The organism is Brevundimonas sp. MYb52, from assembly GCF_002979535.1.
In the GTDB taxonomy this organism is placed as follows: Bacteria; Pseudomonadota; Alphaproteobacteria; order Caulobacterales; family Caulobacteraceae; genus Brevundimonas.
Window position 1 is genome coordinate 43,274 of sequence record NZ_PCPB01000017.1, and the last position, 23,055, is coordinate 66,328.

General features: G+C 68.2%; 21 protein-coding genes. 12 read left to right on the forward strand and 9 right to left on the reverse strand.

Features of this window, described 5'->3' with window-relative positions; all coding sequences use genetic code 11:
• Window positions 1-36: 36 nt before the first annotated feature.
• A complete protein-coding gene (grpE, locus tag CQ039_RS14945; RefSeq protein WP_199183665.1) occupies window positions 37-633 on the forward strand; it encodes a nucleotide exchange factor GrpE in 597 nt (198 codons plus the stop codon).
• Between the two features lie 205 nt (window positions 634-838).
• Here the strand turns inward: grpE and CQ039_RS14950 are convergent, their stop codons facing one another.
• Together CQ039_RS14950 and CQ039_RS14955 are read right to left on the reverse strand one after the other, a co-directional pair.
• The gene (locus tag CQ039_RS14950; protein ID WP_105564590.1) at window positions 839-1,741 is read right to left on the reverse strand and encodes a dienelactone hydrolase family protein; all 903 of its coding nucleotides are present in this window, start codon (window positions 1,739-1,741) and stop codon (window positions 839-841) included.
• Window positions 1,742-1,784: 43 nt separating this feature from the next.
• Window positions 1,785-2,435: an alpha-ketoglutarate-dependent dioxygenase AlkB gene (locus CQ039_RS14955; RefSeq protein ID WP_105564608.1), complete on the reverse strand. Its 651-nt coding sequence runs from the start codon at window positions 2,433-2,435 to the stop codon at window positions 1,785-1,787.
• A gap of 459 nt (window positions 2,436-2,894) precedes the next feature.
• Between CQ039_RS14955 and dnaK the strand changes: the two genes are divergently transcribed.
• The 3 genes from dnaK to dapB all read left to right on the forward strand — a co-directional run bounded on the left by dnaK (window position 2,895) and on the right by dapB (window position 6,945).
• Window positions 2,895-4,805, forward strand: a complete 1,911-nt coding sequence (gene dnaK / locus CQ039_RS14960) for a molecular chaperone DnaK (protein WP_105564591.1) — start codon at window positions 2,895-2,897, stop codon at window positions 4,803-4,805.
• Between the two features lie 185 nt (window positions 4,806-4,990).
• Window positions 4,991-6,199, forward strand: coding sequence for a molecular chaperone DnaJ (gene dnaJ, locus CQ039_RS14965; RefSeq protein WP_105564592.1), 1,209 nt, complete (start codon window positions 4,991-4,993; stop codon window positions 6,197-6,199).
• Complete coding sequence (gene dapB / locus CQ039_RS14970) at window positions 6,196-6,945, forward strand: 4-hydroxy-tetrahydrodipicolinate reductase (RefSeq protein WP_105564593.1); 750 nt, start codon at window positions 6,196-6,198, stop codon at window positions 6,943-6,945. Before dnaJ ends, dapB begins: the two co-directional genes overlap by 4 nt.
• Window positions 6,946-6,968: 23 nt before the next feature.
• Here dapB and CQ039_RS14975 read toward each other — a convergent pair whose 3' ends face one another.
• Entirely contained in the window at window positions 6,969-7,322 is a 354-nt protein-coding gene (locus tag CQ039_RS14975) for a hypothetical protein (protein WP_105568039.1), read from the reverse strand.
• A 135-nt stretch (window positions 7,323-7,457) separates the two neighbouring features.
• Between CQ039_RS14975 and CQ039_RS14980 the strand changes: the two genes are divergently transcribed.
• Window positions 7,458-8,339 carry a DMT family transporter gene (locus CQ039_RS14980; RefSeq protein ID WP_233190312.1) on the forward strand — a complete coding sequence of 294 codons (882 nt, stop codon included), beginning with the start codon at window positions 7,458-7,460 and terminating at the stop codon, window positions 8,337-8,339.
• Between the two features lie 3 nt (window positions 8,340-8,342).
• Here the strand turns inward: CQ039_RS14980 and dut are convergent, their stop codons facing one another.
• Window positions 8,343-8,792, reverse strand: coding sequence for a dUTP diphosphatase (dut, locus tag CQ039_RS14985; RefSeq protein ID WP_105564596.1), 450 nt, complete (start codon window positions 8,790-8,792; stop codon window positions 8,343-8,345).
• A gap of 9 nt (window positions 8,793-8,801) precedes the next feature.
• Window positions 8,802-10,025 (reverse strand): bifunctional phosphopantothenoylcysteine decarboxylase/phosphopantothenate--cysteine ligase CoaBC, encoded by a 1,224-nt coding sequence (coaBC, locus tag CQ039_RS14990; RefSeq protein WP_105564597.1) that lies wholly within the window; start codon window positions 10,023-10,025, stop codon window positions 8,802-8,804.
• Between the two features lie 133 nt (window positions 10,026-10,158).
• Between coaBC and CQ039_RS14995 the strand changes: the two genes are divergently transcribed.
• Entirely contained in the window at window positions 10,159-10,656 is a 498-nt protein-coding gene (locus tag CQ039_RS14995; RefSeq protein ID WP_233190313.1) for an S-type pyocin family protein, read from the forward strand.
• Here the strand turns inward: CQ039_RS14995 and CQ039_RS15000 are convergent, their stop codons facing one another.
• The gene (locus tag CQ039_RS15000; protein ID WP_105564598.1) at window positions 10,657-11,520 is read right to left on the reverse strand and encodes a glutamate racemase; all 864 of its coding nucleotides are present in this window, start codon (window positions 11,518-11,520) and stop codon (window positions 10,657-10,659) included.
• A 204-nt stretch (window positions 11,521-11,724) separates the two neighbouring features.
• On the opposite strand from CQ039_RS15000, the gene CQ039_RS15005 reads away from it, so the two are divergent.
• Both CQ039_RS15005 and corA read left to right on the forward strand, forming a co-directional pair.
• Window positions 11,725-13,824 carry a M3 family metallopeptidase gene (locus CQ039_RS15005; RefSeq protein ID WP_233190314.1) on the forward strand — a complete coding sequence of 700 codons (2,100 nt, stop codon included), beginning with the start codon at window positions 11,725-11,727 and terminating at the stop codon, window positions 13,822-13,824.
• A gap of 183 nt (window positions 13,825-14,007) precedes the next feature.
• On the forward strand, window positions 14,008-14,976 hold the full coding sequence (corA, locus tag CQ039_RS15010; protein ID WP_105564600.1) for a magnesium/cobalt transporter CorA: 969 nt from the start codon (window positions 14,008-14,010) through the stop codon (window positions 14,974-14,976).
• Here corA and ppc read toward each other — a convergent pair whose 3' ends face one another.
• Window positions 14,977-17,673 carry a phosphoenolpyruvate carboxylase gene (gene ppc, locus CQ039_RS15015; protein WP_105564601.1) on the reverse strand — a complete coding sequence of 899 codons (2,697 nt, stop codon included), beginning with the start codon at window positions 17,671-17,673 and terminating at the stop codon, window positions 14,977-14,979.
• A 297-nt stretch (window positions 17,674-17,970) separates the two neighbouring features.
• Between ppc and ffh the strand changes: the two genes are divergently transcribed.
• The 4 genes from ffh to CQ039_RS15035 all read left to right on the forward strand — a co-directional run bounded on the left by ffh (window position 17,971) and on the right by CQ039_RS15035 (window position 21,501).
• Window positions 17,971-19,518 (forward strand): signal recognition particle protein, encoded by a 1,548-nt coding sequence (gene ffh / locus CQ039_RS15020; RefSeq protein ID WP_105564602.1) that lies wholly within the window; start codon window positions 17,971-17,973, stop codon window positions 19,516-19,518.
• Window positions 19,519-19,545: 27 nt separating this feature from the next.
• On the forward strand, window positions 19,546-20,076 hold the full coding sequence (rpsP, locus tag CQ039_RS15025) for a 30S ribosomal protein S16 (protein ID WP_105564603.1): 531 nt from the start codon (window positions 19,546-19,548) through the stop codon (window positions 20,074-20,076).
• Window positions 20,077-20,181: 105 nt separating this feature from the next.
• Complete coding sequence (gene rimM, locus CQ039_RS15030) at window positions 20,182-20,715, forward strand: ribosome maturation factor RimM (protein ID WP_369831568.1); 534 nt, start codon at window positions 20,182-20,184, stop codon at window positions 20,713-20,715.
• A gap of 81 nt (window positions 20,716-20,796) precedes the next feature.
• Complete coding sequence (locus CQ039_RS15035; protein WP_105564605.1) at window positions 20,797-21,501, forward strand: glutathione S-transferase N-terminal domain-containing protein; 705 nt, start codon at window positions 20,797-20,799, stop codon at window positions 21,499-21,501.
• 45 nt (window positions 21,502-21,546) lie between these two features.
• Here CQ039_RS15035 and CQ039_RS15040 read toward each other — a convergent pair whose 3' ends face one another.
• Complete coding sequence (locus CQ039_RS15040; protein WP_076224443.1) at window positions 21,547-21,720, reverse strand: DUF1508 domain-containing protein; 174 nt, start codon at window positions 21,718-21,720, stop codon at window positions 21,547-21,549.
• An 89-nt stretch (window positions 21,721-21,809) separates the two neighbouring features.
• Window positions 21,810-22,982, reverse strand: a complete 1,173-nt coding sequence (locus CQ039_RS15045) for a benzoate/H(+) symporter BenE family transporter (protein ID WP_105564606.1) — start codon at window positions 22,980-22,982, stop codon at window positions 21,810-21,812.
• Between the last annotated feature and the right edge of the window lie 73 nt (window positions 22,983-23,055).

A 23,055-nucleotide genomic window follows, 5' to 3' on the forward strand; every position in this document is an offset into this window, starting at 1 on the left:
ATCAACGACGAGACCCGCGACCAACTCGAGCAGGACATGGGAGAATCCGCCATCGATGCCGCAGCCGAAGGCGCTGACGACGGCGACATGGCCGTGATCGACGCCCTGATCGCCGAGCGTGACCAGTGGAAGGACCGCGCCCTGCGCGCCGTGGCCGACGCCGAGAACATCAAGCGCCGCGCCGAGACCCAGGCCAACGACGCCCGCGCCTACGCCATCCAGCGCTTCGCCAAGGACCTGCTGAGCGTGGCCGACACCCTGGAGCGCGGCCTGTTGTCGGCGCCCAAGGTGCTGGAAACGGCCGAGGCCGACAGCGCCGCCGCCGCCATGGTCACCGGCCTGGAGCTGACGCAGAAGTCCCTGCTGTCGGCCTTTGAATCCAACGGCCTGACCCGCGTGGCGCCCCAGCCGGGCGAGGCCTTCGACCCCCACCTGCATCAGGCCGTGATGGAGCAGCCCTCGGACAGCGTGCCAGGCGGCACGGTGATCCAGACCCTGCAGCCGGGCTACGCCCTGTTCGGCCGCACCGTGCGCGCGGCCATGGTGGCGGTGGCCGCCAAGGGTTCTGGCCCGGCGGGCGGCGCCTATTCGGAAGCCAATACGACGGGCGGGAATTTCGACGCCAAGGCGTGATGGTCTTCTGAGCAGAAAACGACGACGGCCCGGAGCAGACGCTCCGGGCCGTTTTCTTTTGTGCCCCTTCCTGCCGTCACCCCGGACGGCCCGAAGGGACGATCCGGGGGCCAGGCGGCGGCTTCAATGGCGTGGGCGGTGAAACATCCGGCGTCTGGGTTCCGGGTTCGCTTCGCGCCCCGGAATGACGGAAAAAAGCGCCGTGCTATTTCAAGCGGGTGTTGAAAAACGCCAGCAACCTTCGCCACCCATCCTTGGCGTCCGCCTCGCGGTAGCTGGCGCGGTAGTCGGCGTGGAAGCCGTGCGGGGCGTCGGGATAGACCACGATCTCGCTGTCGCTCTGTCCAGCGGCGGTCAGGGCCGCGCGCATGGTCTCGACGCTGGCGACGGGAATGCCGCCGTCCTGACCACCGTAGAGGCCGAGCACCGGGGCCTGGAGATCAGCCGCCAGGTCGACGGGCCAGGGGCGGCCCACTGTCTTCTGTTCGTCGGTCGCCGTGGCGGCGGGGGCCAGGCGGCCATACCAGGCGACCCCGGCGTCGAGGACGGCGAAGCGGGCGCAGGCCTGCCACACCACCTTGCCGCCCCAGCAGAAGCCGGTGATCCCGACCTTGTCGGCCCTGGCCCAGGACTGAAGGCCGATCCACTCCAGCGCGGCGCCCACATCGCCCATGACCTGGTCGTAACCGGCGGCCCCGACGATGGCCATGATGGCCGACATGTCGCTGAGCGGGGCCGGGTCGGCCTTGCGGACGAAGAAGGCCGGGGCGACGGCGGCGTAGCCGGCCTTGGCCAGGCGGCGGCAGATGTCGCGGATGTACTCGTGCACGCCGAAGATCTCGGACACGACGATGACGACGGGGAAGGGGCCTTCGCCCTCGGGCCGGGCGACATAGGCGGGCAGCTCGAAACCGTCGGGGGCGGGGAAAGAGACGGTGTGGGCGATCAGGCCGGTGCTGTCGGTCGTCACGGGACTGGCCGCCTGGCTGAGGGCGGCGGGGGCGTAGGCGGCGAACATCAGGCCGCCGGCCGTGGCCACGCCCAGGCTGCGGCGGCTGGGGGCGATCTGGTCGGGGCTCAGGCCCTCGGGCCGGGTGATCAGGGGCATCGCGCGTCTCCGACTGTTTGAGGGCGCGACTGTGGCCCGGCTTTCAACCTCCCGTCGAGTCCCGATCCCCGAGACGCCAGAGGGCGCGACGCAGGGTCAGATTGATGCGCCCGCCGCCGGGCACCAGCTGCGACGACCCGGCCAGCAGCCGGTCGATCCCGTGGCGCGCCAGACGGGCGGGTCCCGTCAGGGCGCAGACGTCGCCCGAGGCCAGCTTCAGGCTCTGGGTCCTGCCGCCCTCGGCCGGGCCGATGCGGAAGACCGCCGTGTCGCCCAGCGACACCGACAGGACCGGGGCGGTCAGGTCGGCTTCGTCGCGATCCTGATGCAGGCCCATCTTCGCCTCGCCGCGATAGAGGTTGACCAGGCAGGCGTCGGGCGGGGCGGGCCAGCCGGTCAGGGCGTCCCACAGGTCGAGCAGCGTCTGGGGCATGGGCGGCCAGGGCGCGTCGGTGACCGGATGGGTCGGCTGATAGCGATAGCCCGCCCGATCTGAGACCCAGGCCAGGGGCCCCATCCCCGTCATCTCCACCGAGAAGGGCCGACCGCCGGGCGTCACAGGGCGATAGAAGGGGGCCGCCTCCGTCGTCGCCAGCACCTCGGCCAGCAGAGAGGCTTGCGCCGCCGCATCCAGAGCGCCCGGCCACAGGCGAAAGCCGGGCAGGCCGGTCGGGGTTTCGCGGGGCGGAGACATGCTCGCCATTTAAGACCCTTCCTCCGATGGGAGAAGGCGTCTCGCCCCCTCTGCCGTCATTCCGGGGCGCGAAGCGAACCCGGAACCCAGACGTCCGACATTCCGCCGCGCCGTCTTCGGATCCCGGGCCTGGGCCCCGGATCGCCCCTCCGGGCCGTCCGGGGTGACGGCAGGGGAGGTGGCCTCTCTCCAGGCGGCTCACCGTCGGGAGAGGGTTCATGGCGGTAAACGCCATCGAATCCGTCCCGAACCGCACGAAACCCTTGCAGCCCCTGCGGTCTTTCCCATATCCGGGCCAGTCTGGAAGAAACCCCGAAGTTCCTGGGGCTTTCGACCGCAACCATTCAACCTGCCCGACCGGACGACCGGAACGGCTTTCAGCCCAACTGGGGGCGGTCACGCGCGGCGCTTTTCGAAGGCCGCCGCATCGCCCGCCGCAAGGAGTGAAAAGACAAGCTCATGGCCAAGATTATCGGCATCGACCTCGGCACGACCAACTCGTGCGTCGCCGTCATGGACGGCAAGAACCCCAAGGTCATCGAGAACGCCGAAGGCAACCGCACGACCCCGTCGGTCGTGGCGATCCAGGACAGCGGCGAAGTGCTCGTCGGCCAGCCTGCGCGTCGCCAGGCGGTCACGAACCCGACCAACACCTTCTTCGCCATCAAGCGCCTGATCGGCCGCAATTTCGATGACCCGGTGGTGGCCAAGGACAAGGGCATGGTGCCCTACGAAATCGTCAAGGGTCCGAACGGCGACGCCTGGGTGCGCGCCCACGGCAAGGACTATTCGCCCCAGCAGGTCTCGGCCTTCACCCTCGGCAAGATGAAGGAGGCCGCTGAGGCCTACCTCGGCGAGACCGTGACCCAGGCCGTCATCACTGTTCCGGCCTATTTCAACGACGCCCAGCGTCAGGCCACCAAGGACGCCGGTAAGGTCGCCGGTCTGGAAGTCCTGCGCATCATCAACGAGCCGACCGCGGCCGCCCTGGCCTATGGCCTGGAGAAGAACGAAGGTCAGAAGATCGCCGTCTATGACCTGGGCGGCGGCACCTTCGACGTCTCGATCCTGGAAATCGGCGACGGCGTCTTCGAGGTGAAGTCGACCAACGGCGACACCTTCCTGGGCGGCGAGGACTTCGACCTGCGTCTGGTCGACTACCTGGCCGACGAGTTCAAGAAGGAGCAGGGCGTCGATCTGCGGACCGACAAGCTGGCTCTGCAGCGCCTGAAGGAAGAAGCCGAGAAGGCCAAGAAGGAGCTGTCCTCGACGGCCCAGTACGAGGTCAACCTGCCGTTCATCACCATGAACGCCTCGGGTCCGCTGCACCTGAACATCAAGCTGTCGCGCGCCAAGCTGGAAGCCCTGGTCGACGACCTGATCCAGCGCACGATCGAGCCCTGCGCCAAGGCGCTGAAGGACGCGGGCCTCAAGGCCTCGGACATCGACGAAGTCGTTCTGGTCGGCGGGATGACCCGCATGCCCGCCGTGCAGGAAGCCGTGAAGAAGTTCTTCGGCAAGGAGCCGCACAAGGGCGTGAACCCTGACGAGGTCGTGGCCCTGGGCGCCGCCGTTCAGGCCGGCGTTCTGCAAGGCGACGTCAAGGACGTTCTGCTGCTGGACGTGACGCCTCTGACCCTGGGCATCGAAACCCTGGGCGGCGTTTTCACGCCCCTGATCGAGCGCAACACCACCATCCCGACCAAGAAGGCCCAGGTCTTCTCGACCGCTGACGACAACCAGTCGGCCGTGACGATCCGCGTCTTCCAGGGCGAGCGCCCGATGGCCGCCGACAACAAGGTCCTGGGTCAGTTCGACCTGATGGGCATTCCGCCGGCGCCGCGCGGCATGCCGCAGATCGAGGTCGCCTTCGACATCGACGCCAACGGCATCGTCCACGTCACCGCCAAGGACAAGGCGACCAACAAGGAGCAGTCGATCCGCATTCAGGCCAACGGCGGCCTGTCGGACGCGGACATCGACAAGATGGTCAAGGAAGCCGAAGCCAACGCCGCCGCCGACAAGGTCCGCAAGGAACTGGTCGAGGCCGTCAATGGCGCCGACAGCCTGGTCCACTCGACCGAGAAGGCCTTGTCGGAACACGGTGACAAGGTCGACGACGCCACCAAGGCCACCATCCAGTCGGCCCTGGACGATCTGAAGTCGGCCAAGGACGGTTCGGACCCGGAAGTCATCCGCGAGAAGACCAACACCCTGGCCCAGGCCTCGATGAAGCTGGGCGAGGCCATGTACGCCGCTCAGCAGGGCGCCGGTGAAGACGGCGCCTCGGCTGAGGCGCCTGCCGACGACGGCGTGGTCGACGCCGAGTTCGAGGAAGTCTCGGACGAAGACGACAAGAAGAACGCGTAACGAAACGCGACGTACGACGACCGGCCCCGCTTGCCAGACGGCAGGCGGGGCCGTTTCATAAAACTTGCATCATTCGACCGGGCGCCCATGTCAGCAGACATGGTCATTGGGTCATTGGCGACCGCACGATCCGGGGCTCAACACGGACGGCGGACGCCGCGAGAAAGTAAGAGGACGAACGCCTGATGGCGCAGCGTGACTATTACGAGATTCTGGGGGTCGAACGGACCATCGACGCGCCGGGCCTGAAGTCGGCCTATCGCAAGCTGGCCATGATCCACCACCCGGACCGCAACGGCGGCTCCGAAGAATCCCTCGCCCAGTTCAAGGAAATCTCCGAGGCCTATACGGTGCTGTCGGACGATCAGAAGCGCGCGGCCTATGACCGGTTCGGTCATGCGGGCGTGAACGGCGGCGCCGGCGGCGGCGACCCGTTCGGACGCGGCGGCGGGCAAGGCTTCCACGATATCAACGACATCTTCTCCCAGGTCTTCGGCGACGCCTTTGGCGATGCGTTCGGCGGCCGAGGCGGCGGGCGTCAGCAGCAGGCGGGACCGCGTCGCGGCTCGGACCTGCGCTATGACCTCGAGATCACCCTGGAGCAGGCCTACAAGGGGGCCGAGGTCGAGATCGCGGTCCCCACCACCATGACCTGCGAGGTCTGCGACGGTTCGGGCGCCAAGGCCGGGACCAAGCCGACCATCTGCTCGACCTGCGGCGGCGCCGGACGCGTGCGCCAGGCCAACGGCTTCTTCCAGGTCGAGCGCACCTGCCCCCGTTGCGGCGGCTCGGGCGAGATGATCGCCGACCCCTGCGGCGCCTGTCACGGCCACGGCCAGGTCCGCAAGAACCGCCAGCTCAGCCTGAGAATCCCCGCCGGCGTCGACGACGGCTCGCGCATCCGCCTGTCGGGCGAAGGCGAGGCCGGTCAGCGCGGCGGCCCGCGCGGCGACCTCTATGTCTTCCTGTCGGTGCACGACCACGAACTGTTCGAGCGCGACAACCTGGACCTGCTGGTCACGGTGCCGGTGCCGATGACGGTGGCGGCGCTGGGCGGGGTGGTCGACGCCCCCTGCCTGGTGTCCGAGGCCTGCGACGGCAAGTGCAAGGCCACGGTCGAGGTGCCCGCCGGCGCCCAGACCGGCAAGACCGTCCGTATCAAGGGCAAGGGCATGCCTCACCTGAACGGCCGCCAGCGCGGCGATCTGGTGGTCGAGCTGTTCGTGGAAACCCCGACCGATCTGACGCCGCGTCAGAAGGAACTGATGCAGGAGCTTGCGGCCTCGTTCGGAGAGAGCCAGAATCCGCGCAACTCCAGTTTCGCGGGCAAGGCCAAGCGGTTCTGGGCCGATATTCTGGGCGGCGACGCTGACAATCCGAAAGAGACTGCGTGAGCGACATCTTCCACGCCGGCATCTCCGGCGCCCGGGGCCGCATGGGCCGCGCCGTCTCTCAGGTTCTGGACGCCCGCGAGGACGTGGTGGTCGCCGCCCGTTTTGATCGCGGCGAGACGCCTGACCTGAAGCTGTGCGACGTCATTATCGACTTCTCGACGCCCGAGGCCTCGGTCGACCTGGCCAAGGCCTGTGCTGAACGTGGCGGCCCGGCCCTGGTCATCGGCTCGACGGGCCTGTCGCCGGAACAGGATACGGAGCTTGAGGCGGCGGCCGAGAAGATCGCCATCGTCCGCAGCGGCAACTTTTCGCTGGGTCTCAACATCCTGATTGGCCTGGTCGAGCACGCGGCCCAGCGTCTGGACGGCCGCGACTGGGACATCGAGGTGCTGGAGACCCATCACCGGCGCAAGGTGGACGCGCCTTCGGGCACCGCCCTGATGCTGGGCGAGGCCGCGGCCAACGGCCGGGGCCGCGATCTGGAAGACCTGAAGACCGCGCCCTATGACGGCATCACCGGCCCGCGCGAGCCGGGCAAGATCGGTTTCGCCTCCCTGCGGGCCGGCGGCGTCATCGGCGAACATACGGTCCTGTTCGGCTCGGACGACGAACTGCTGACCCTGTCGCACTCGGCCATCGACCGCTCCCTGTTCGCCAAGGGCGCCGTGGCCGCCGCCGCCTGGGTGCGCAACCGTCGCCCCGGCCTCTACGACATGCAGGACGTGCTCGGCTTCCGTCAGGCCTGACGTTCCCGGCGGGGCGCTGGCCTTCACGCCTCCTGGCGAATGACCCGGCGTCCGACCGTCTTGGCGAAGAAGATCCCGGCGATGGCGATCTCATAGCCGAGGAAGAGGATCATCAGCTTCAGCCAGAACCCCAGCGACAGCGGGGTCGGCATGCCGAAGTCGTCGCGCATGACCAGGGTCAGCACCCCCAGGGTGAGCATGTGGGCGAGAGCCGCGTCCCGCGCTGTCGCATTGAGCGCGAGCCAGTCGCGCATGCCCAGGCCGCCGATGACAGCGAGCGTCAGCGCCAGCGACGCCGCCCCCGCGTCGGGCTGAAACCGCGCCAGTTCAAATAGTCCCATCAGGAAGGCGGCGATCTGCTGCAGGTCCATGGCCATGCCGTTCAAGAGGGGTGGGCTTGCCTGCCTATCGGGCCTATGGGTTCACGGCAATCGCCGAAGAAAGCCCATGATCTCCCACATCAACGCCGAGGACATCGCAGGCGGATGACACGGCACGGAGCCAGCTACGGCATGACCCTGCGGGTCGCGTCGGCCCTCAGCTTCTCCCTGATGTACGCCCTGATGAAGTGGGCGGCGACGCTGGAGCCTGTATCGGCGGGCGAGATGGTCTTCTATCGCTCGATCTTCGGCCTCCCGGTCGTCTTGATCTGGGTGGTGAGCCTCAAGGGCGGACTGGCGTCAATTTCGACCCGTCGCCCCATGGTGCACGTCTGGCGCTGCGCCCTGGGGGTGTCCGGCATTCTGCTGATCTTCCAGGGGCTGCGGCTTCTGCCCCTGGCCGACGCCACCACCATCGGCTTCACGGCGCCGATCTTCGCCACCCTCCTGTCCATCCTCTTCCTGAAGGAGAAGGTCGGGCGCCATCGCTGGACCGCGGTGGGGCTGGGCTTTCTGGGCGTTCTGGTCATGGTGCGCCCCGGCGCCGAGGGCGCCCCGCCGCTGGCCGGACTGATGTTCGCCCTGGGCGGGGCCTTCGTGGCCGCCTCCGTCACCGTCACCCTGCGCCAACTGGGCAAGACGGAATCGGCCACCGCCATCGTCTTCTGGTTCTTCATCGCCTGCGCCTTGGTGGGCGGCGCCCTGACCTTGGTCGACGGCCACAGTCACAGCTGGCGGGTGCTGGCCATCCTGGCGGCGGGCGGCTTGGCGGGCGGGTTGGCCCAACTGCTGATGACGACGTCCTTGCAGCACGCTCCCGTCTCGGCCCTGGCGCCGCTGGACTATCTGCAGATGGTCGGAGCGGTGGTTCTGGGCTGGCTGCTGTTGCGCGACACGCCGACGGCGGCGACCCTGGCGGGGGCCGCCCTGATCGTGGGCAGCGGTCTCTATACCGCCTGGCGCGAGCACGTGCTGAGGCGCGAGATCACCCCGCCGTCCGGGTCAGCGGTCTGAGGGTCAGCGTCCGGTCGAGCCGAAGCCGCCCGCGCCGCGCGCGGTCTCGTCCAGGGCCTCGACCTCGGCCATGACGGCCTGGGCGTAGGGGGCAATGACCATCTGTGCGATGCGTTCGCCGCGGTTGATCTCGAAGGCGATCTGGCCGTGATTGATCAGGATGACCCCGACCTCGCCGCGATAGTCGCTGTCGATGGTGCCGGGGGCGTTCAGGCAGGTGACGCCATGCTTCAGGGCCAGACCCGAGCGGGGGCGGACCTGAGCCTCATAGCCGGGCTCCAGCGCGATCTTCAGGCCGGTCGGGATCAGTCTGCGCTCGCCCGGCGCCAGGATGACCGGTTCGAACTCGGCTACGGCGGCGCGCAGGTCCATGCCCGCCGATCCCGTCGTCTCATAGGCGGGCAGGGCCAGGCCCTCGGCGTGGGGCAGGCGTTCGACGCGGACGGTGGTCATGGAGTTCTCTCAGGCCTTGAAGTGATCGGCGATGCGGACGGCGAGCTTTCTCGCCACCTCGGTCTTGGACTGGCGCGGCCAGGGTTCGGCCCCGTCGCGGGTGAACAGGGTCACGGCGTTGCCGTCGGAGCCGAAGACCTCGCCCGAGACGTCGTTGCCGACGATCCAGTCGCAGCCCTTGCGCGACAGCTTGGCGCGGGCGTTGGCCTCCAGATCGCTGGTCTCGGCGGCGAAGCCGACCACCAGTTTCGGCCGCTTTGGCCCCGGGGCGGAAACGCCGGCCAGGATGTCGGGGTTCTCGATCAGGGCCAGGGACGGGGGGCCGCCCGGCTTCTTCTTGATCTTGCCTGAGGCGACGCCGTCCACGCGCCAGTCGGCGACGGCGGCGCTCATGACGGCGATGTCGGCCGGAAGTGCAGCCTCGACGGCGGCCTTCATCTCGGTGGCGGCCTCGACCCAGAGGCGGGTGACGCCGACCGGCGCGTCCAGAGCCACGGGGCCGGAGATCAGGGTCACCTCGGCGCCCAGTTCGGCCAGGGCGGCGGCCACGGCATAGCCCTGCTTGCCGCTGGAACGGTTGGTCAGGCCGCGCACCGGGTCGATGGGCTCGAAGGTCGGCCCGGCGGTGACCACGGCGGTCTTGCCGGCCAGGGGGCGGCCGTCCGGTCCGTCCAGCAGGCGGGCGATCTCATCGAAGATGACGGGCGGCTCGGCCATGCGGCCGGGGCCGAACTCGCCGCAGGCCATGATGCCGTCGTCAGGGCCGACCACGGCCATGCCGTGGAAGCCGTCGAAGCCCTTGAGCCGTTCGACATTGGCCTGCACCGCCGGGTGCAGCCACATGCGCACGTTCATGGCCGGGGCCAGCAGCACCTTCTTGTCGGTGGCCAGAAGCGTGGTCGAGGCCAGGTCGTCGGCCAGGCCGTTGGCGGCCTTGGCGATCAGGCCCGCCGTCGCCGGCGCCACCACCACCAGATCGGCCCAGCGCGACAGCTCGATATGGCCCATGGCCGTCTCGTCTTCCGGCATGAACAGATCCTGCCGCACGGGGTGGCCGGTCAGGGCCGCCAGCGACATGGGGGTGACGAACTCGGCCCCGGCCTTGGTCAGGACGGCCATCACCTCGGCCCCGGCCTTTTTCAGCAGGCGCGTCAGTTCCAGCGCCTTGTAGGCGGCGATGCCGCCGCCGACGATCAGCAGGACCTTGCGGCCCGAAAGCGAGGATGCGGTCATGGGAAATCTCTAGCGGGACCACATGACGCCGTCGAGACAGGGCTTCTTCAAACAGAAATGTCAGTAGGAACATTGCGCGAACGTGCGCTCTGTGCATACCTGTGTTCGGCGGGTTCTTCAGGGAGGGTGACCCATGCGGATTCAGATGGCGACGGCGGCGCTCACGGCGCTGGTTCTGGCGGCGTGCGACAGCGGGGGTTCGGCGGTTCAGACGCGCGAACGGACGACGGCCGAGCCGGTCGCCCTGATCTCTGCGGCGTCGGAGGAAGGCGCTGGCGAGGCGGCGCCCGAGGTCAAGCCGCCCGTGACGGCCAATCGGCGCGAGACCGCTGACGCCAAGGTGCAACGTCTGTTCGAACGCAACGGCGCAGCCTTCGGCGCGAAGTCGGCGGATGAGTATCTCAGCAAGGTGCGGGCCTTCACCGAGGCGGCGCCCAAGGGGACCGAGACGGTCAAGCGCCCCAATGGCGACACCCTCTATTATCAGGCCTCGACCAACACCTTTGCGGTGGTGGACCGCAACGGCGTGCCGCGCACCATGTTCAAGCCTGACGACGGTCCGGCCTATTGGGCGCAGCAGAAGGAAAGGGCGCCGACCTTCGGCCAGCGCCGCTCAAGCCCGGCCGAATAATCAGGCCGCGTCGAAGCTCAACGGCGCGCCCCAGAAGCGGGCGATCAGGTCCGATTGCGGGCCGGGCGTGCCGGTGGTCAGGAAGTCGCGACGGCCGGACGATCCCAGGTCGTATTCCGGGTGCCGCGCGAAATAGCGCTCCAGCGAGTCGGCCACGGCGGCGGGCTGGCTGATGACCTGGACCCCGGCGGGCAGGGCGTCGGCGAACAGGTCGGCGACGATCTCGTAGTGGGTGCAGCCCAGGATGGCCTTGTCCGGGTGGCGGCCGATGCGACGGCGCAGGGCGTCGACGTGGTCCTCGACCACCACCTTCAGTTCCTCGGCCGGGGCGCCCAGTTCGATCAGGCCGGCCAGGCCGGGGCAGGGCTCGGTGAAGACGGCCAGGTCTTCGCGGCGCTTGTCGATCTCGATCTCATAGACCCGGCTCATGGCCGTGGCGGCGGTGCAGAAGACGCCGGTGATGTCGATTGCCTGCTTCTTCTCGCCTTCCAGTCGGCCGTTGCGTTCGGCCTCATAGGACCAGGGCAGGCCGGTGGCCGCCTCGATGGTCGGGACGATGATGCCCAGGACGTTGACCGGACGGCCCAGTTTTTCGCGCATCGCCGGAATCCAGGTCTGCTGCAGGCGGCGCAGGGCGATGGCCGAGGCCGTGTTGCAGGCCAGCACCACGACCGAGGCGCCGGCCTCGAACAGACGCTCGCAGCCCGCGCGCGTCAGCTCGACGATGTCCTCGCCGCCGCGACCGCCATAGGGGGCGTGGGCCTGGTCGCCCAGATAGATGAAGTCCCGCGTCGGAAAGCGGGTCGTGAGTTCGCGGTGGACCGTCAGTCCGCCCACGCCGGAGTCGAAAACGCCTATCGCCATGCAGCGGCCTTTAGACCCGTGGGGTTCCGTCGTCCAATGGTTAGGATTACATCGACGCATAAGCCCGCCTGGACGAGCACGTCGGGGAGGGTCAGAAACAGCTATGGTTGGGAGACCTGGATGCACAGACGCCATCTTCTCATCGGGGGCGCGAGCCTCTTTGCTCTGACGGGCTGCGCCTCCGCTGGCGCTCTGGAGAACGGAATGACCGGATCGGCTTCGGCTCTCTCGACCGCTGATGAAGCCCGCATCGCCCGCGCCGTCCTGCCGGCGACCGCCCCGAGCGCCGAGCTGCTTCAGGTCTGGACCGGCCCCTATGAAGGCGTGCCCCCCTGGGACAAGGTGACCGCGCCCAAGATGCGCGCAGCCATCCTGGAAGGCATTGAACTACAACGCGCCGACATCGCCGCGATCGCCAACAACCCTGAGGCCCCGACCTTCGCCAACACCCTGGTGGCGATGGAGCTGGTCGGCGAGCCTCTGGACCGCGCCATCAACATCTTCAGCGTCATGACGTCGAACATCGGCGGCGACCAGTGGGACGTGCTGGAGACCGAGCTGTCGCCGATCCTCTCGGCCGCTTCGGACGAGATCACCTTCAACGAGAAGCTGTTCCAACGCATCAAGGCCGTGGCCGACGGCGCCGAGACCAGCGGCCTGAACGCCCAGCAGACCCGTCTGGCCGAGCGCAGCCGCGACGCCTTCATCCGCAACGGCGCCGCCCTGGACGCGGCCGGCAAGGCCGAGCTGGGCCGCATCAACACCGCCCTGTCGAACGCCTTCACCGGCTTCGGTCAGAAGGTGGTGGCCGACGAGAACACCTGGACCGTCATCACCAGCGAAGCCGGCCTGAAGGGCCTGCCGGACTCGAACAAGGCCGCCGCCGCCGCCGCCGCGCGCACGCGCAACGTCCAGGGCTGGGCCATCGTCAACACTCGTTCCAGCGTCGATCCCTTCCTGACCTTCGCCGACGACCGCGCCCTGCGCGAGCAGGTGTGGAAGAAGTTCGTCAAGCGCGGCGACAACGGCGACGCCAACGACACCAAGTCGACCATCGCCCAGATCGTCGCCCTGCGTCAGCAGCGCGCCCGCCTGCTGGGCTTCGGCAACCACGCCGACTGGCGCATGCAGGACACCATGGCCAAGACCCCGGCCGCGGCCATGGAGCTGATGCAGCGCGTCTGGGCCCCGGCCAAGGCCCGCGTCGCCGAGGAGGTCGCCGACATGAAGGCGATCGCCGGCTTCGACATCGAGCCCTGGGACTACCTCTACTTCGCCGAGAAGGTCCGCAAGGCCAAGTACGACCTCGATCAGAACGAGCTGAAGCCCTACTTCGAACTGCACGCGGTGCGCGCGGCCTCCTTCTACATGGCCGAACGCCTGTACGGCTTCGTCTTCAAGCCGCTGGCCAAGGGCACGGTCTCGACCTTCGAGCCGGACGTGACCACCTATGAGGTCACCGACAAGGCCACCGGCAAGCTGATCGGCCTCTACTACGCCGACGACTTCGCCCGTCCGGGCAAGCGTTCGGGCGCCTGGATGACCACCTATCGGTCCTTCTCGCAACTGACGGGTTCGAAGCCGATCCTGGCCTCGAACAACAACAACTTCGTTAAGGCGGAAGCCGGTCAGCCCCTGTTGATCTCGCTGGACGACGCCGAGACCCTGTTCCACGAGTTCGGCCACGCCCTGCACTACTTCTCGTCGGTGGTGACCTACCCGTCGTTCGGCAACACGCCGCGCGACTTCGTGGAGTATCCGTCGCAGGTGCACGAGCACTGGGTGCTGAGCCGCCCGATCCTCGACGGCTACATGAAGCACGTCGAGACCAAGCAGCCGATGCCGCAGGCGCTAGTGGACAAGATCGAGGCCTCCTCGACCTTCAACCAGGGCTACGCCACCGTCAGCTACCTGTCCTCGGCCCTGGTCGACATGGACCTGCACACCCAGGCTGTGCCGCCGACCGACATCGCCGCCTTCGAGAAGGCCTCGCTGGACCGTCTGGGCATGCCCAAGGAGATCGTGATGCGGCACCGCCTGCCGCAGTTCAATCACCTCTTCACCTCGGACGCCTATTCGGCCGGCTACTACTCCTACCTGTGGTCGGAAGTGATGGACGCCGACACCTGGGCCTACTTCGAGGAGTCGGGCGACGTCTTCAACCCGGACATCGGCGGACGCTTCAAGTCGATCATCCTGGCGCCGGGCAACACCACGGACCGCGGCGACGCCTATCGTCAGTTCCGCGGCCGCAACCCGGACGTGGCGGCCCTGCTGAAGGTGCGCGGCTTCCCGACATCCTAGGGGGCCTAACGGCCTTACGGCCTACTTGAGGCCCGCTAGGCGCTGAAATTGGAAGAGGCTCGGCGGGGTGACCTGTCGAGCCTTTTTCTTTCCGCTCATTCCGGCGGACGCCGGGATCCAGTGCTTTGGCTTCCAGCGCGATGTGGCGTAAGCCTTGGCTGTTGATCCGTTGATGAGGTTCGGATGTCGGTTGTCGCCTCCTACGTCTACAAGGACGGCAAGCGCGTTCGCGAGGCGCCGCTGACCGACGCGGGGTTGCGGCTCAAGCCGGGCGAGTATCTGTGGATCGGCCTCTATGAGCCCACGGACGAGGAGTTCGAGGGGCTGGTGAAGCGCTTTCGCCTGCACCCCTTGGCCGTCGAAGACGCGCTGTCGGCGCATCAGATGCCCAAGATCGAGGTCTATGGCGGCGAGCTGTTCATCGTCGCCCGTACGGCCCAGAAGGGCGACGACGACCATATTCTCTATGGCGAAACCCATGTCTTTGTCGGGTCGCGCTTCGTCATCACCATTCGCCACGGCTCGGCCCGCGCCCACACCCAGCTGCGCGCCCAGCTGGAGGCCTCGCCGCTGCAGCTGAAGCATGGCGCCGACTTCATCCTGCATGGGGTGCTGGACTTCATCGTCGACGGCTATGTGCCGATCGTCGACGAGATCGAGGACAGCGTGCTGGAGATGGAGCAGAGGGCGCTGGACAGCTTCCTGTCGCGGGCCGACATCAAGCGCCTGTTCCTGCTGCGTCGCGAACTGCTGAAGTTCAGCCGGGTGCTGGGCCCGATGGAGGAGGTGGCCAACAAGCTGCAGTCTCTGGACCTGCCCTGCATCGACCGCGAGGTCCGCCCCTATTTCCGCGACGTGGCCGACCATGTGCGGCGTGTCGCCAGCCGGACGGCGGCGCTGCGCGACATCCTGTCGTCGGTGTTCGAGGTCTCCAATCTGCTGGAGCAGCAGCGTCAGGGCGTCATCACCCGCAAGCTGGCCGCCTGGGCCGCCATCCTGGCCACGCCGACGGCGGTGGCCGGCATCTACGGCATGAATTTCGAACACATGCCGGAGCTGCGCTGGGTCTATGGCTACCCGGCGGTGATGGGGCTGATCGTCGCCATCTGCCTGGGCCTCTATGTGACCTTCAAGCGGACGAAGTGGCTGTGATCAGCCGCTGTTCCTGAGGCCCGCCGCCACGCCGTTGATGGCCAGAAGGATGCCGTTGCGGACGCGCGGGTCGTCGTCTCCGGCGCGACGGCGGCGGATCAGCTCTATCTGGACGTGGTTCAGCGGTTCGACATAGGGCATGCGCTGACGGATCAAGCGGTCCAGCTCGGGCTGGCCGCCCAGCAGGTCGTCGTGGCCGGTGATCGACAGGACGGCGGCCTTGGTGCGGTTCCATTCGGCGTGGATTTCGCCGTAGATGCGCTCGGCCAGAGCGGGATCGGGGACCAGTCCGGCGTAGCGACGGGCGATGGCCATGTCGGCCTTGGCCATCACCATCTCCATGTTCTGGACCACGGTGCGGAAGAAGGGCCAGGCGGCGGCCATGTCGCGCAGCTCGTCCGGGTCTTCGCCCTGGACCGCCGAGCCGAAGCCGAACCAGCCGGGCAGCATGACCCGCGACTGCGACCAGCTGAAGACCCAGGGAATGGCGCGCAGGTCCTCGATGGCGGTGGAGGTCGAGCGCGAGGCTGGACGCGAGCCGATCTTCAGGTCGGCGATCTCGGCGATGGGGGTGGCGGCGCGGAAATAGTCGACGAAGCCCGGCGTCTCATAGACCAGGGCGCGATAGGCCTTCATCGAGGCCGCCGACAGGCGGGCCGCCGTGACCCCATGCTCAAGGCTGTAGCCCGCGTCGGTCTGCGGCCCCAGCGAGGCCAGCAAGGTCCCGCAGGTCAGGGCGTCCAGGTTCCTCTGCGCCACCTCCGGCTCGCCATACTTGTTGGCGATGACCTCGCCCTGTTCGGTGACGCGGATGCGCCCGGCCACGGTGCCCGCGGGCTGGCCGAGAACCGCCGAGAAGGATGAGCCGCCGCCGCGTCCGACCGCGCCGCCGCGACCGTGGAACAGTTGCAGGCGGACGCCCGCCGCGCGGGTCACGTCCAGCAGGGCGCGCGAGGCCTCATGCAGTTCCCAGCCCGAGGTCAGGTAGGAGCCGTCCTTGTTGCTGTCGGAATAGCCGATCATGACCTCCTGGACCCCGCGCGCGGTCGCCACGGCGCGGGCCGAGGGCTCGGCCAGCACCCGCTCCAGCGTCGGCTGCGAGGCGCGCAGGTCCTCGATGGTCTCGAACAGGGGGGCGGCCTGGATGGGGCAGGCGGCGGGATCGGCCGGGTCGTAGAGCCCGACCTCTTTCAGCAGCAGATAGACCTCCAGCATGTCCGACGCCGCGTCGGTCTTGGAGACGATGTGGGTGCGGATGGCCTGGGGGCCGAAGGCGGAAAGCGCGTTCGCGGCCGCCTGCAGGATGGCGCGTTCCTTCGACGTCTCGGGCGCGTAGTCGGCATAGGGGGAGAAGAGGGGGCGCGGTCCGGCCAGTTCGGCCGCCAGAAGAGTCAGGCGGGCTTCTTCGTCCAGGGCGACATAGTCGGGACAGACGCCCGCCACCTTCAGCAGGTCGGCGACGACGCGTTCATGGACGTCGGAGTTCTGGCGCAGGTCCAGGGTGGCCATGTGGAAGCCGAAGACGTCCGCCGCCGTGATCAGCCGCGCCAGCCGGTCGTCGGCGAAGACGGCGCCGTGGGTGCGGATCAGGCTGTCGTGCAGCACGGCCAGATCGGCGCGGAAGGCGTCGGGGCCGTCATAGGCTGGGGCCTCGAACGAGGCGGGCAGGGGGGCGGGCCCGCCGGCCAGGGCCAGATGGGTGGCCGACAGTCGGGCGTAGATGCGGCTCAGCGCCCGGCGATAGGGTTCGTCCGCGCGCTGGATCGAGGCGTCGGCCGAGCTTTCGGCCAGGGCCGCCAGTTCGGGGGTGACGGCGGTCAGGTCGGCCGACAGGCTGAGCTCTTCGCCCAGGGCGTTCACCTCGTCCAGATAGAAGCGCAGCACGGCGCGCGACTGGGTGCGGAAGGCGGCGGCCATGACCGTGGCGTCGACATTGGGATTGCCGTCGCGGTCGCCGCCGACCCAGGTGCCGATGCGCAGGAAGGGCGGCAGGTCGGGCGCGTCCAGCAGGGCGCGCCACTCGGCCAACTGGGCCGGGGCGACGTGCAGGAAGATGCGCTGCAGCCAGTCGGTGACGGTGTTGATCTCGTCCTGCACCACCAGGCCCGAGGCGCGGGTCAGGCGGGTGGCCCACAGGATGACGATCTGACGGCGCAGGGCCGCCTTCAGCGCCGTGGGCGAACAGGCGATCCCGTCGCGGTCGCAGCCGTCCAGCAGGGCGCCGACGGCGCTGATGCGGTCGATGACGCTCTTCCTGCGCACCTCCGACGGGTGGGCGGTCAGCACCGGCGAGATCAGGGCGTCCGACAGCAGGTCGCGCACCGCCGCCCGGTCCACGCCCGCCGCGTCCAGCCGTTTCAGCGCGCCCTCGGGCGTGTCGGCGCGTTCGCCGGCCTCGGCCTGATCGCGGGCGCGGCGCTTGCCCGCCCGATCCTCAGCGACATTGGCCAGTAGGGAGAAGGCGGCGAAGCCGTGGGTCAGGCCGATGGCCTGATCCAGCGACAGGTCCTTCAACAGGGCTTCCAGTTGCGAGGCGTCATGCGAGGCCGGGTCGCGGTGATAGGCCACCGAGGCCTGACGCACCGCCTCGATCCGGTCGTAGAGTTCCTGTCCGCCCTCGTCGCGGATCACCTCGCCGAGCAGGGCGCCCAGCAGGCGAACTTCGTCGCGCAGTCGATCGTCGGCGGCCTGGATCATCGCATTGTCCTTCAGCGGGGAGGCTGGAAGCGGAACCGTATCAGCGGAATCCGAACCGGCTAGTCCCTATGGTCAACGCTGAAACCCTTTGTGTGGTTGAGGCGGCGTCGATGCAGGAGTCGACATTTGCCTGTGGATGCTCCATAAGCCGCGGCTTCCGGCGCAATTGAACCTGCGCCTCCTCCGGTACGACCCCACCTTTAGGTGGACGAGCCCGGCGAGGACCCTCTGCCGACGTGATCGTCGCCAGAGGCCGTTTCTCTATGGGGGTCAGGGTTCGCGCATGAAAGGTTTTGAATGTTCGAGGCTCTGAACGAGCGGCTGACAGGCGTATTCGACCGGATCACCGGCCGCGGCGCCCTGTCCGAAAGGGATGTCGAGGAAGCGCTGCGCGAAGTCCGCGTCGCCCTGCTCGAGGCCGACGTCGCCCTGCCGGTGGTCAAGGACTTCATCAGCCGCGCCAAGGAACAGGCGACGGGCGAAGAGGTCATCCGTTCGGTCAAGCCGGCCGATCAGGTGGTCAAGATCGTCTATGACGGTCTGGTCGAGATGCTGGGCGGCGAAGAGCCGACCCCGATCAACATCAATGCGACGCCGCCCGCCGTGATCCTGATGGCCGGGCTGCAGGGCTCGGGCAAGACCACGACCTCGGCCAAGCTGGCCCTGCGTCTGACCAAGTTCGACAAGAAGAAGGTCATGATGGCCTCGCTGGACACGCGTCGTCCGGCGGCCATGGAGCAACTGGCGACCTTGGGTCAGCAGATCGAGGTCGCGACCCTGCCCATCGTGGCGGGCCAGTCGGCGGTCGAGATCGCCAAGCGCGCGCTGCAGTCCGCAAAACTTCAGGGCTTCGACGTCCTGATCCTCGACACCGCCGGCCGCATCACGCTGGACGAGGCCCTGATGGCCGAGGTGGCCGAGGTCGCCCGCGTCGCCAATCCGGTCGAGACCCTGCTGGTCGCCGACAGCCTGACGGGTCAGGACGCGGTCCGCACCGCAGCCGCCTTCCACGAGCGCCTGCCGCTGACCGGCCTGGTGCTGACCCGCGCCGACGGCGACGGCCGCGGCGGCGCCATGCTGTCGATGCGCGCCGTCACCGGCCTGCCGATCAAGTATCTGGGCGCCGGTGAAAAGGTCGACGCCCTCGACGTCTTCGACGCCCGCCGCGTCGCCGGCCGCATCCTGGGCCAGGGCGATATCGTCGCCCTGGTCGAAAAGGCCGCGACCGAGCTGGACCAGGCCAAGGCCGAGAAGATGGCCCGCAAGCTGGCCAAGGGTCAGTTCGATCTGGACGACCTGGCCGCCCAGTTGCAGCAGATGAAGAAGATGGGCGGGCTTCAGGGCATCATGGGCATGCTGCCAGGCGTGGCCAAGCTGAAGGCCCAGATGGCCGACAGCAACGTCAACGACAAGATGATCGCCCGCCAGGAAGCCATCATCAGCTCCATGACCAAGGCCGAGCGCAAGAAGCCCGACCTGCTCAACGCCAGCCGCAAGAAGCGCGTCGCCGCCGGCGCCGGCGTCGAGGTCCAGGACATCAACCGCCTGCTGAAGCAGCACCGGCAGATGGCCGACATGGTCAAGTCCCTGTCCAAGGGCGGCGGCAAGAACCTGCAGAAGATGGCCGCCATGATGGGCGGTCTCGGCGGAGGCGGCGGTGGAATGCCTGGCCTCCCCGGAATGGGCGGCCCCGACATGGCCCGCCTCAAGGCCCTGGGCGGCGGCAAGATGGCCGAACCCAGCGCCGACGAAATGAAAGCCATTCAGGACCGGCTTGCCGGACTGGGCGGCGGACAACTTCCGGGGGGCCTTCCGGGCCTGCCGGGCTTCCCGAAAAAGAACTGATTTCGACTTTCAAGAAAGAGACTGAAAATGCTGAAGATTCGTCTGGCCCGCGGCGGCGCCAAGAAGCGCCCCTACTACTACATCGTCGTTGCTGACTCGCACGCTCCGCGCGACGGCAAGTTCATCGAGCGCGTCGGCAGCTACAACCCGATGCTGCCCAAGGACAGCGCCCAACCGCGCGTCACCCTGAAGGCCGAGCGCATCGCCGAGTGGCTGGGCAAGGGCGCTCAGCCCACCGACCGCGTCGCGCGCTTCATCAGCCAGTCGCAGGACGAAGTTCTGGTCGGCAAGGTGACCTGGACCCAGTCGAACAACCCGAACAAGGGCACGCCGGGCAAGAAGGCCCAGGAACGCGCCGCCGAGCGCGCCCAGCGCGAAGCCGACCGTCTGGAAGCTGAAGCCGCCGCCAAGGTCGAGGCTGCTGAAGCCGCCGCCCGCGCCAAGGAAGAAGCCGCTGCCGCCGCTGAAGCCGCCAAGAACGCTCCGGCTGCTGAAGAAGCCCCGGTCGAAGCCGCTGCTGAAGAAGCTCCGGCTGCTGAAGAAAACGCCGAGGGCTAAACCCTTCGGCTTCCCGGCTTCGGCCGGGATGCGGAAATGGAAAGCAGCGTCCGATCCCGGGCGCTGCTTTTCTGCTATCTGGCGCTTGGAACTGCGAAACGGAGCCTGTCGATGAGCGACGACAACAAGATGATCCTCGTCGGCCAGATCGGCGGCGCCTTCGGCGTGAAGGGCGAGGTGCGCATCACCGCCTTCACCGCCGACCCCATGGCGCTGATGACCTATCAGCCCCTGTTGAAGGCCGACGGCACGCCGGCCCTGACCCTGATCTCGGCGCGGCCGGACAAGGCGGGCGTGGTGGCCAAGGTCAAGGAGATCGCCACCAAGGAACAGGCCGACGCCGCGCGCGGGCAAAAGCTGTTCGTGCCGCGCGACCGCCTGCCCGAACCCGACGAAGACGAGTTCTACCTGACCGATCTGGTCGGGCTGGAAGCCCGCGATCTGGACGACGCCGTGGTCGGCACGGTCAAGTCGGTGCAGAATTTCGGCGCCTCGGACATGCTGGAGATCAGCCCGAAGGAGGGCGGTCCGACCTGGTATCTGCCCTTCACCCGCGAGGCGGCGCCGGATCTGCGCATTTCCGAAGGTTGGCTGCGCATCGTGCGTCCGACCGAGGTGGACGAGCGCGATGAGGCCTGATCGACCGCCACTGAAGCGGTGGCTATTGCGACGGGCGGCCAGGCTTCCGACATGGGAGGTTCAACCCGCCCGGAGCGCCCCATGGCCGACCTGTCCGCCTTTCCGATCACCCGCCAGTATCCGGCCCAGCATCCCGACCGGCTGCAGCTCTATTCCCTGCCGACGCCCAATGGCGTGAAGGTCTCCATCCTGCTGGAAGAGCTGGGTCTGGCCTATGAACCGCATCTGGTCGACATCGGCCAGAACGAGACCTGGACGCCCGACTATCTGTCGCTGAATCCCAACGGCAAGATTCCGGCCATCATCGACCCCGATGGTCCGGGCGGAAAGCCGCTGCCCCTGTTCGAGTCCGGGGCCATCCTGGTCTATCTGGCCGAGAAGACCGGCCGCTTCCTGCCCGCTGATCCGGCGGCGCGCTATGAGACCCTGCAGTGGGTCTTCTTCCAGATGGCGGCGATCGGTCCGATGTTCGGCCAGGTCGGCTTCTTCCACAAGTTCGCCGGGCGGGAGTTCGAGGACAAGCGCCCGCGCGATCGCTACGTCGCCGAATCCCGACGTCTGCTGGGGGTTCTGGAAGGACGTCTAGAAGGCCGCGACTGGATCATGGGCGCGGATTACACCATCGCCGACATCGCCATCCTGGGCTGGGTGCGCAACCTGATCGGCTTCTATGAGGCGGGCGATCTGGTCGGGTTTGCTGACTTCCCGCGCGTGGCCGCCTGGCTGGAGCGGGGCCTGGCGCGGCCGGCGGTGCAGCGGGGTCTGAACATCCCGGCGCGGCCGTAAGCAAGGGGTGCGGGGGCGGGCGAAAGCGCCACGCCCCCGCGCGGCTCAGACTTCTTCGGTCGGGGCGTCGCCGACGTATTTCTTGATCGACTCGATCGCGCGCTTGGCGCCCGACTTGTCCGAGTAGCCCTCGGTCGAGAAGATGATCTCGGAGTTGTATTTGAACCGGACGCGGAACTCGCCGGCCTTGTCCTGATAGACTTCAAACTTGTGCGCCATGATCGCCTCGTTCTGTGGCCGCCAGTCGGCCGAGCCTCAGGCTGTCACAGTCGCGCTTGGGACGGAAGAGCGAGAAATGTAAAACCGGGTCAGGGTCTGGCGCGGATCCAGCGCCGCGCGGCCAGGGCGGTGAAGCCGACCGCCAGCCCCCAGAAGGCCGAACCGACCCCGAACAGGGCCACGCCCGAGGCCGTGGCGGCGAAGGTCAGCACCGCCGCCTCGCGATCCTCGACCACGCTCATCATGCCAGTGAGCGACCCCGTCAGCGGCGCGATCAGGGCCAGGCCGGTGATGACCGCCAGCGCCCCGGTCGGCATGGCGATGAACAGCCCGGCCAGAGGCGCGGCGAACAGGGCGACCCCCAGATAGATCAGGCCGTAGAGGACGCCGACGGTCCAGCGCCGGTCGGCGTCGGGATGGGCCTCGGGACCGGTGCAGATGGCGGCGGTGATGGCGGCCAGGTTGACGCCGTGGGCGCCGAAGGGGGCCAGAAGCGTGCTGGTCAGACCGCCCCAGAAGATCAGTTTTCCGGCGGGCGGGGCGTAGCCGGCGGCCCTCAGCACCACCAGACCGGGCAGGTTCTGCGAGGCCAGGGTCACCAGATAGAGCGGCAGGGCCAGGCTGATCGCCGCCTTCCAGTCAAAGGCGGGCGTGACCGGCGACAACTCGCCGAACAGGCCAGTCCCGGCGGGCAGGGCAACCTGACCCCTCAGGGCCAGGACCGCAAAAGCGGCGACCAGAACCGCGGGCAGGGCCCAGGCGGCGGCGACCCTTCGCATGATCAGGAAGACCGCCAGCAGGCCTGCCGCCAGCGCCATGTCGGTCGGGAAGACCAGAAACAGCTTCAGGCAGAAGGGCAACAGCACCCCCGCCAGCATGGCCGAGGCGACGGCCGCCGGAATGCGCTCGGCCAGCCGCCCCAGGGCCGGAACCAGCCCGGTCAGCACCATCAGCAGCCCGGCGATGATGAAGGCCCCGACGGCGGTGTTCCATCCGAGGCCCAGCGTCGAGGCGGCCAGCAGGGCCGCGCCCGGCGTCGACCAGGCCAGGACGACCGGCATCTTCAGCCGCCAGCTGAGCACCGCGCCGGGCAGGCCGATGCCGAGGCAGAGCGCCGTGACCATGGAGATGATCTGCGCGGGCGAGGCGCCCAGCGTCTGACCCGCCTGAACGATCAGGGCCACCGTGCCGCCAAAGCCGACGACAGTGGCCACGGCGGCGGCGGAGAAGCTGGCGGGGGGAGGCAGGCGCGACGAACTCATGCTGGGAAGCTAGGCCGGGCGGCGGCGGGTCGAAAGAGGAATCGAAAGCCCTCCCCCTCGAGGGGGGAGGGTT

Coding starts and splice junctions, on each gene's coding strand:
- grpE (WP_199183665.1), top strand. CDS start 37: ATGGGAGAATCCGCCATCGATGCCGCAGCCGAAGGCGCTGACGACGGC.
- CQ039_RS14950 (WP_105564590.1), bottom strand. CDS start 1,741: ATGCCCCTGATCACCCGGCCCGAGGGCCTGAGCCCCGACCAGATCGCC.
- CQ039_RS14955 (WP_105564608.1), bottom strand. CDS start 2,435: ATGTCTCCGCCCCGCGAAACCCCGACCGGCCTGCCCGGCTTTCGCCTG.
- dnaK (WP_105564591.1), top strand. CDS start 2,895: ATGGCCAAGATTATCGGCATCGACCTCGGCACGACCAACTCGTGCGTC.
- dnaJ (WP_105564592.1), top strand. CDS start 4,991: ATGGCGCAGCGTGACTATTACGAGATTCTGGGGGTCGAACGGACCATC.
- CQ039_RS14975 (WP_105568039.1), bottom strand. CDS start 7,322: ATGGCCATGGACCTGCAGCAGATCGCCGCCTTCCTGATGGGACTATTT.
- CQ039_RS14980 (WP_233190312.1), top strand. CDS start 7,458: ATGACCCTGCGGGTCGCGTCGGCCCTCAGCTTCTCCCTGATGTACGCC.
- dut (WP_105564596.1), bottom strand. CDS start 8,792: ATGACCACCGTCCGCGTCGAACGCCTGCCCCACGCCGAGGGCCTGGCC.
- coaBC (WP_105564597.1), bottom strand. CDS start 10,025: ATGACCGCATCCTCGCTTTCGGGCCGCAAGGTCCTGCTGATCGTCGGC.
- CQ039_RS14995 (WP_233190313.1), top strand. CDS start 10,159: ATGCGGATTCAGATGGCGACGGCGGCGCTCACGGCGCTGGTTCTGGCG.
- CQ039_RS15000 (WP_105564598.1), bottom strand. CDS start 11,520: ATGGCGATAGGCGTTTTCGACTCCGGCGTGGGCGGACTGACGGTCCAC.
- CQ039_RS15005 (WP_233190314.1), top strand. CDS start 11,725: ATGACCGGATCGGCTTCGGCTCTCTCGACCGCTGATGAAGCCCGCATC.
- corA (WP_105564600.1), top strand. CDS start 14,008: ATGTCGGTTGTCGCCTCCTACGTCTACAAGGACGGCAAGCGCGTTCGC.
- ppc (WP_105564601.1), bottom strand. CDS start 17,673: ATGATCCAGGCCGCCGACGATCGACTGCGCGACGAAGTTCGCCTGCTG.
- ffh (WP_105564602.1), top strand. CDS start 17,971: ATGTTCGAGGCTCTGAACGAGCGGCTGACAGGCGTATTCGACCGGATC.
- rpsP (WP_105564603.1), top strand. CDS start 19,546: ATGCTGAAGATTCGTCTGGCCCGCGGCGGCGCCAAGAAGCGCCCCTAC.
- CQ039_RS15035 (WP_105564605.1), top strand. CDS start 20,797: ATGGCCGACCTGTCCGCCTTTCCGATCACCCGCCAGTATCCGGCCCAG.
- CQ039_RS15040 (WP_076224443.1), bottom strand. CDS start 21,720: ATGGCGCACAAGTTTGAAGTCTATCAGGACAAGGCCGGCGAGTTCCGC.
- CQ039_RS15045 (WP_105564606.1), bottom strand. CDS start 22,982: ATGAGTTCGTCGCGCCTGCCTCCCCCCGCCAGCTTCTCCGCCGCCGCC.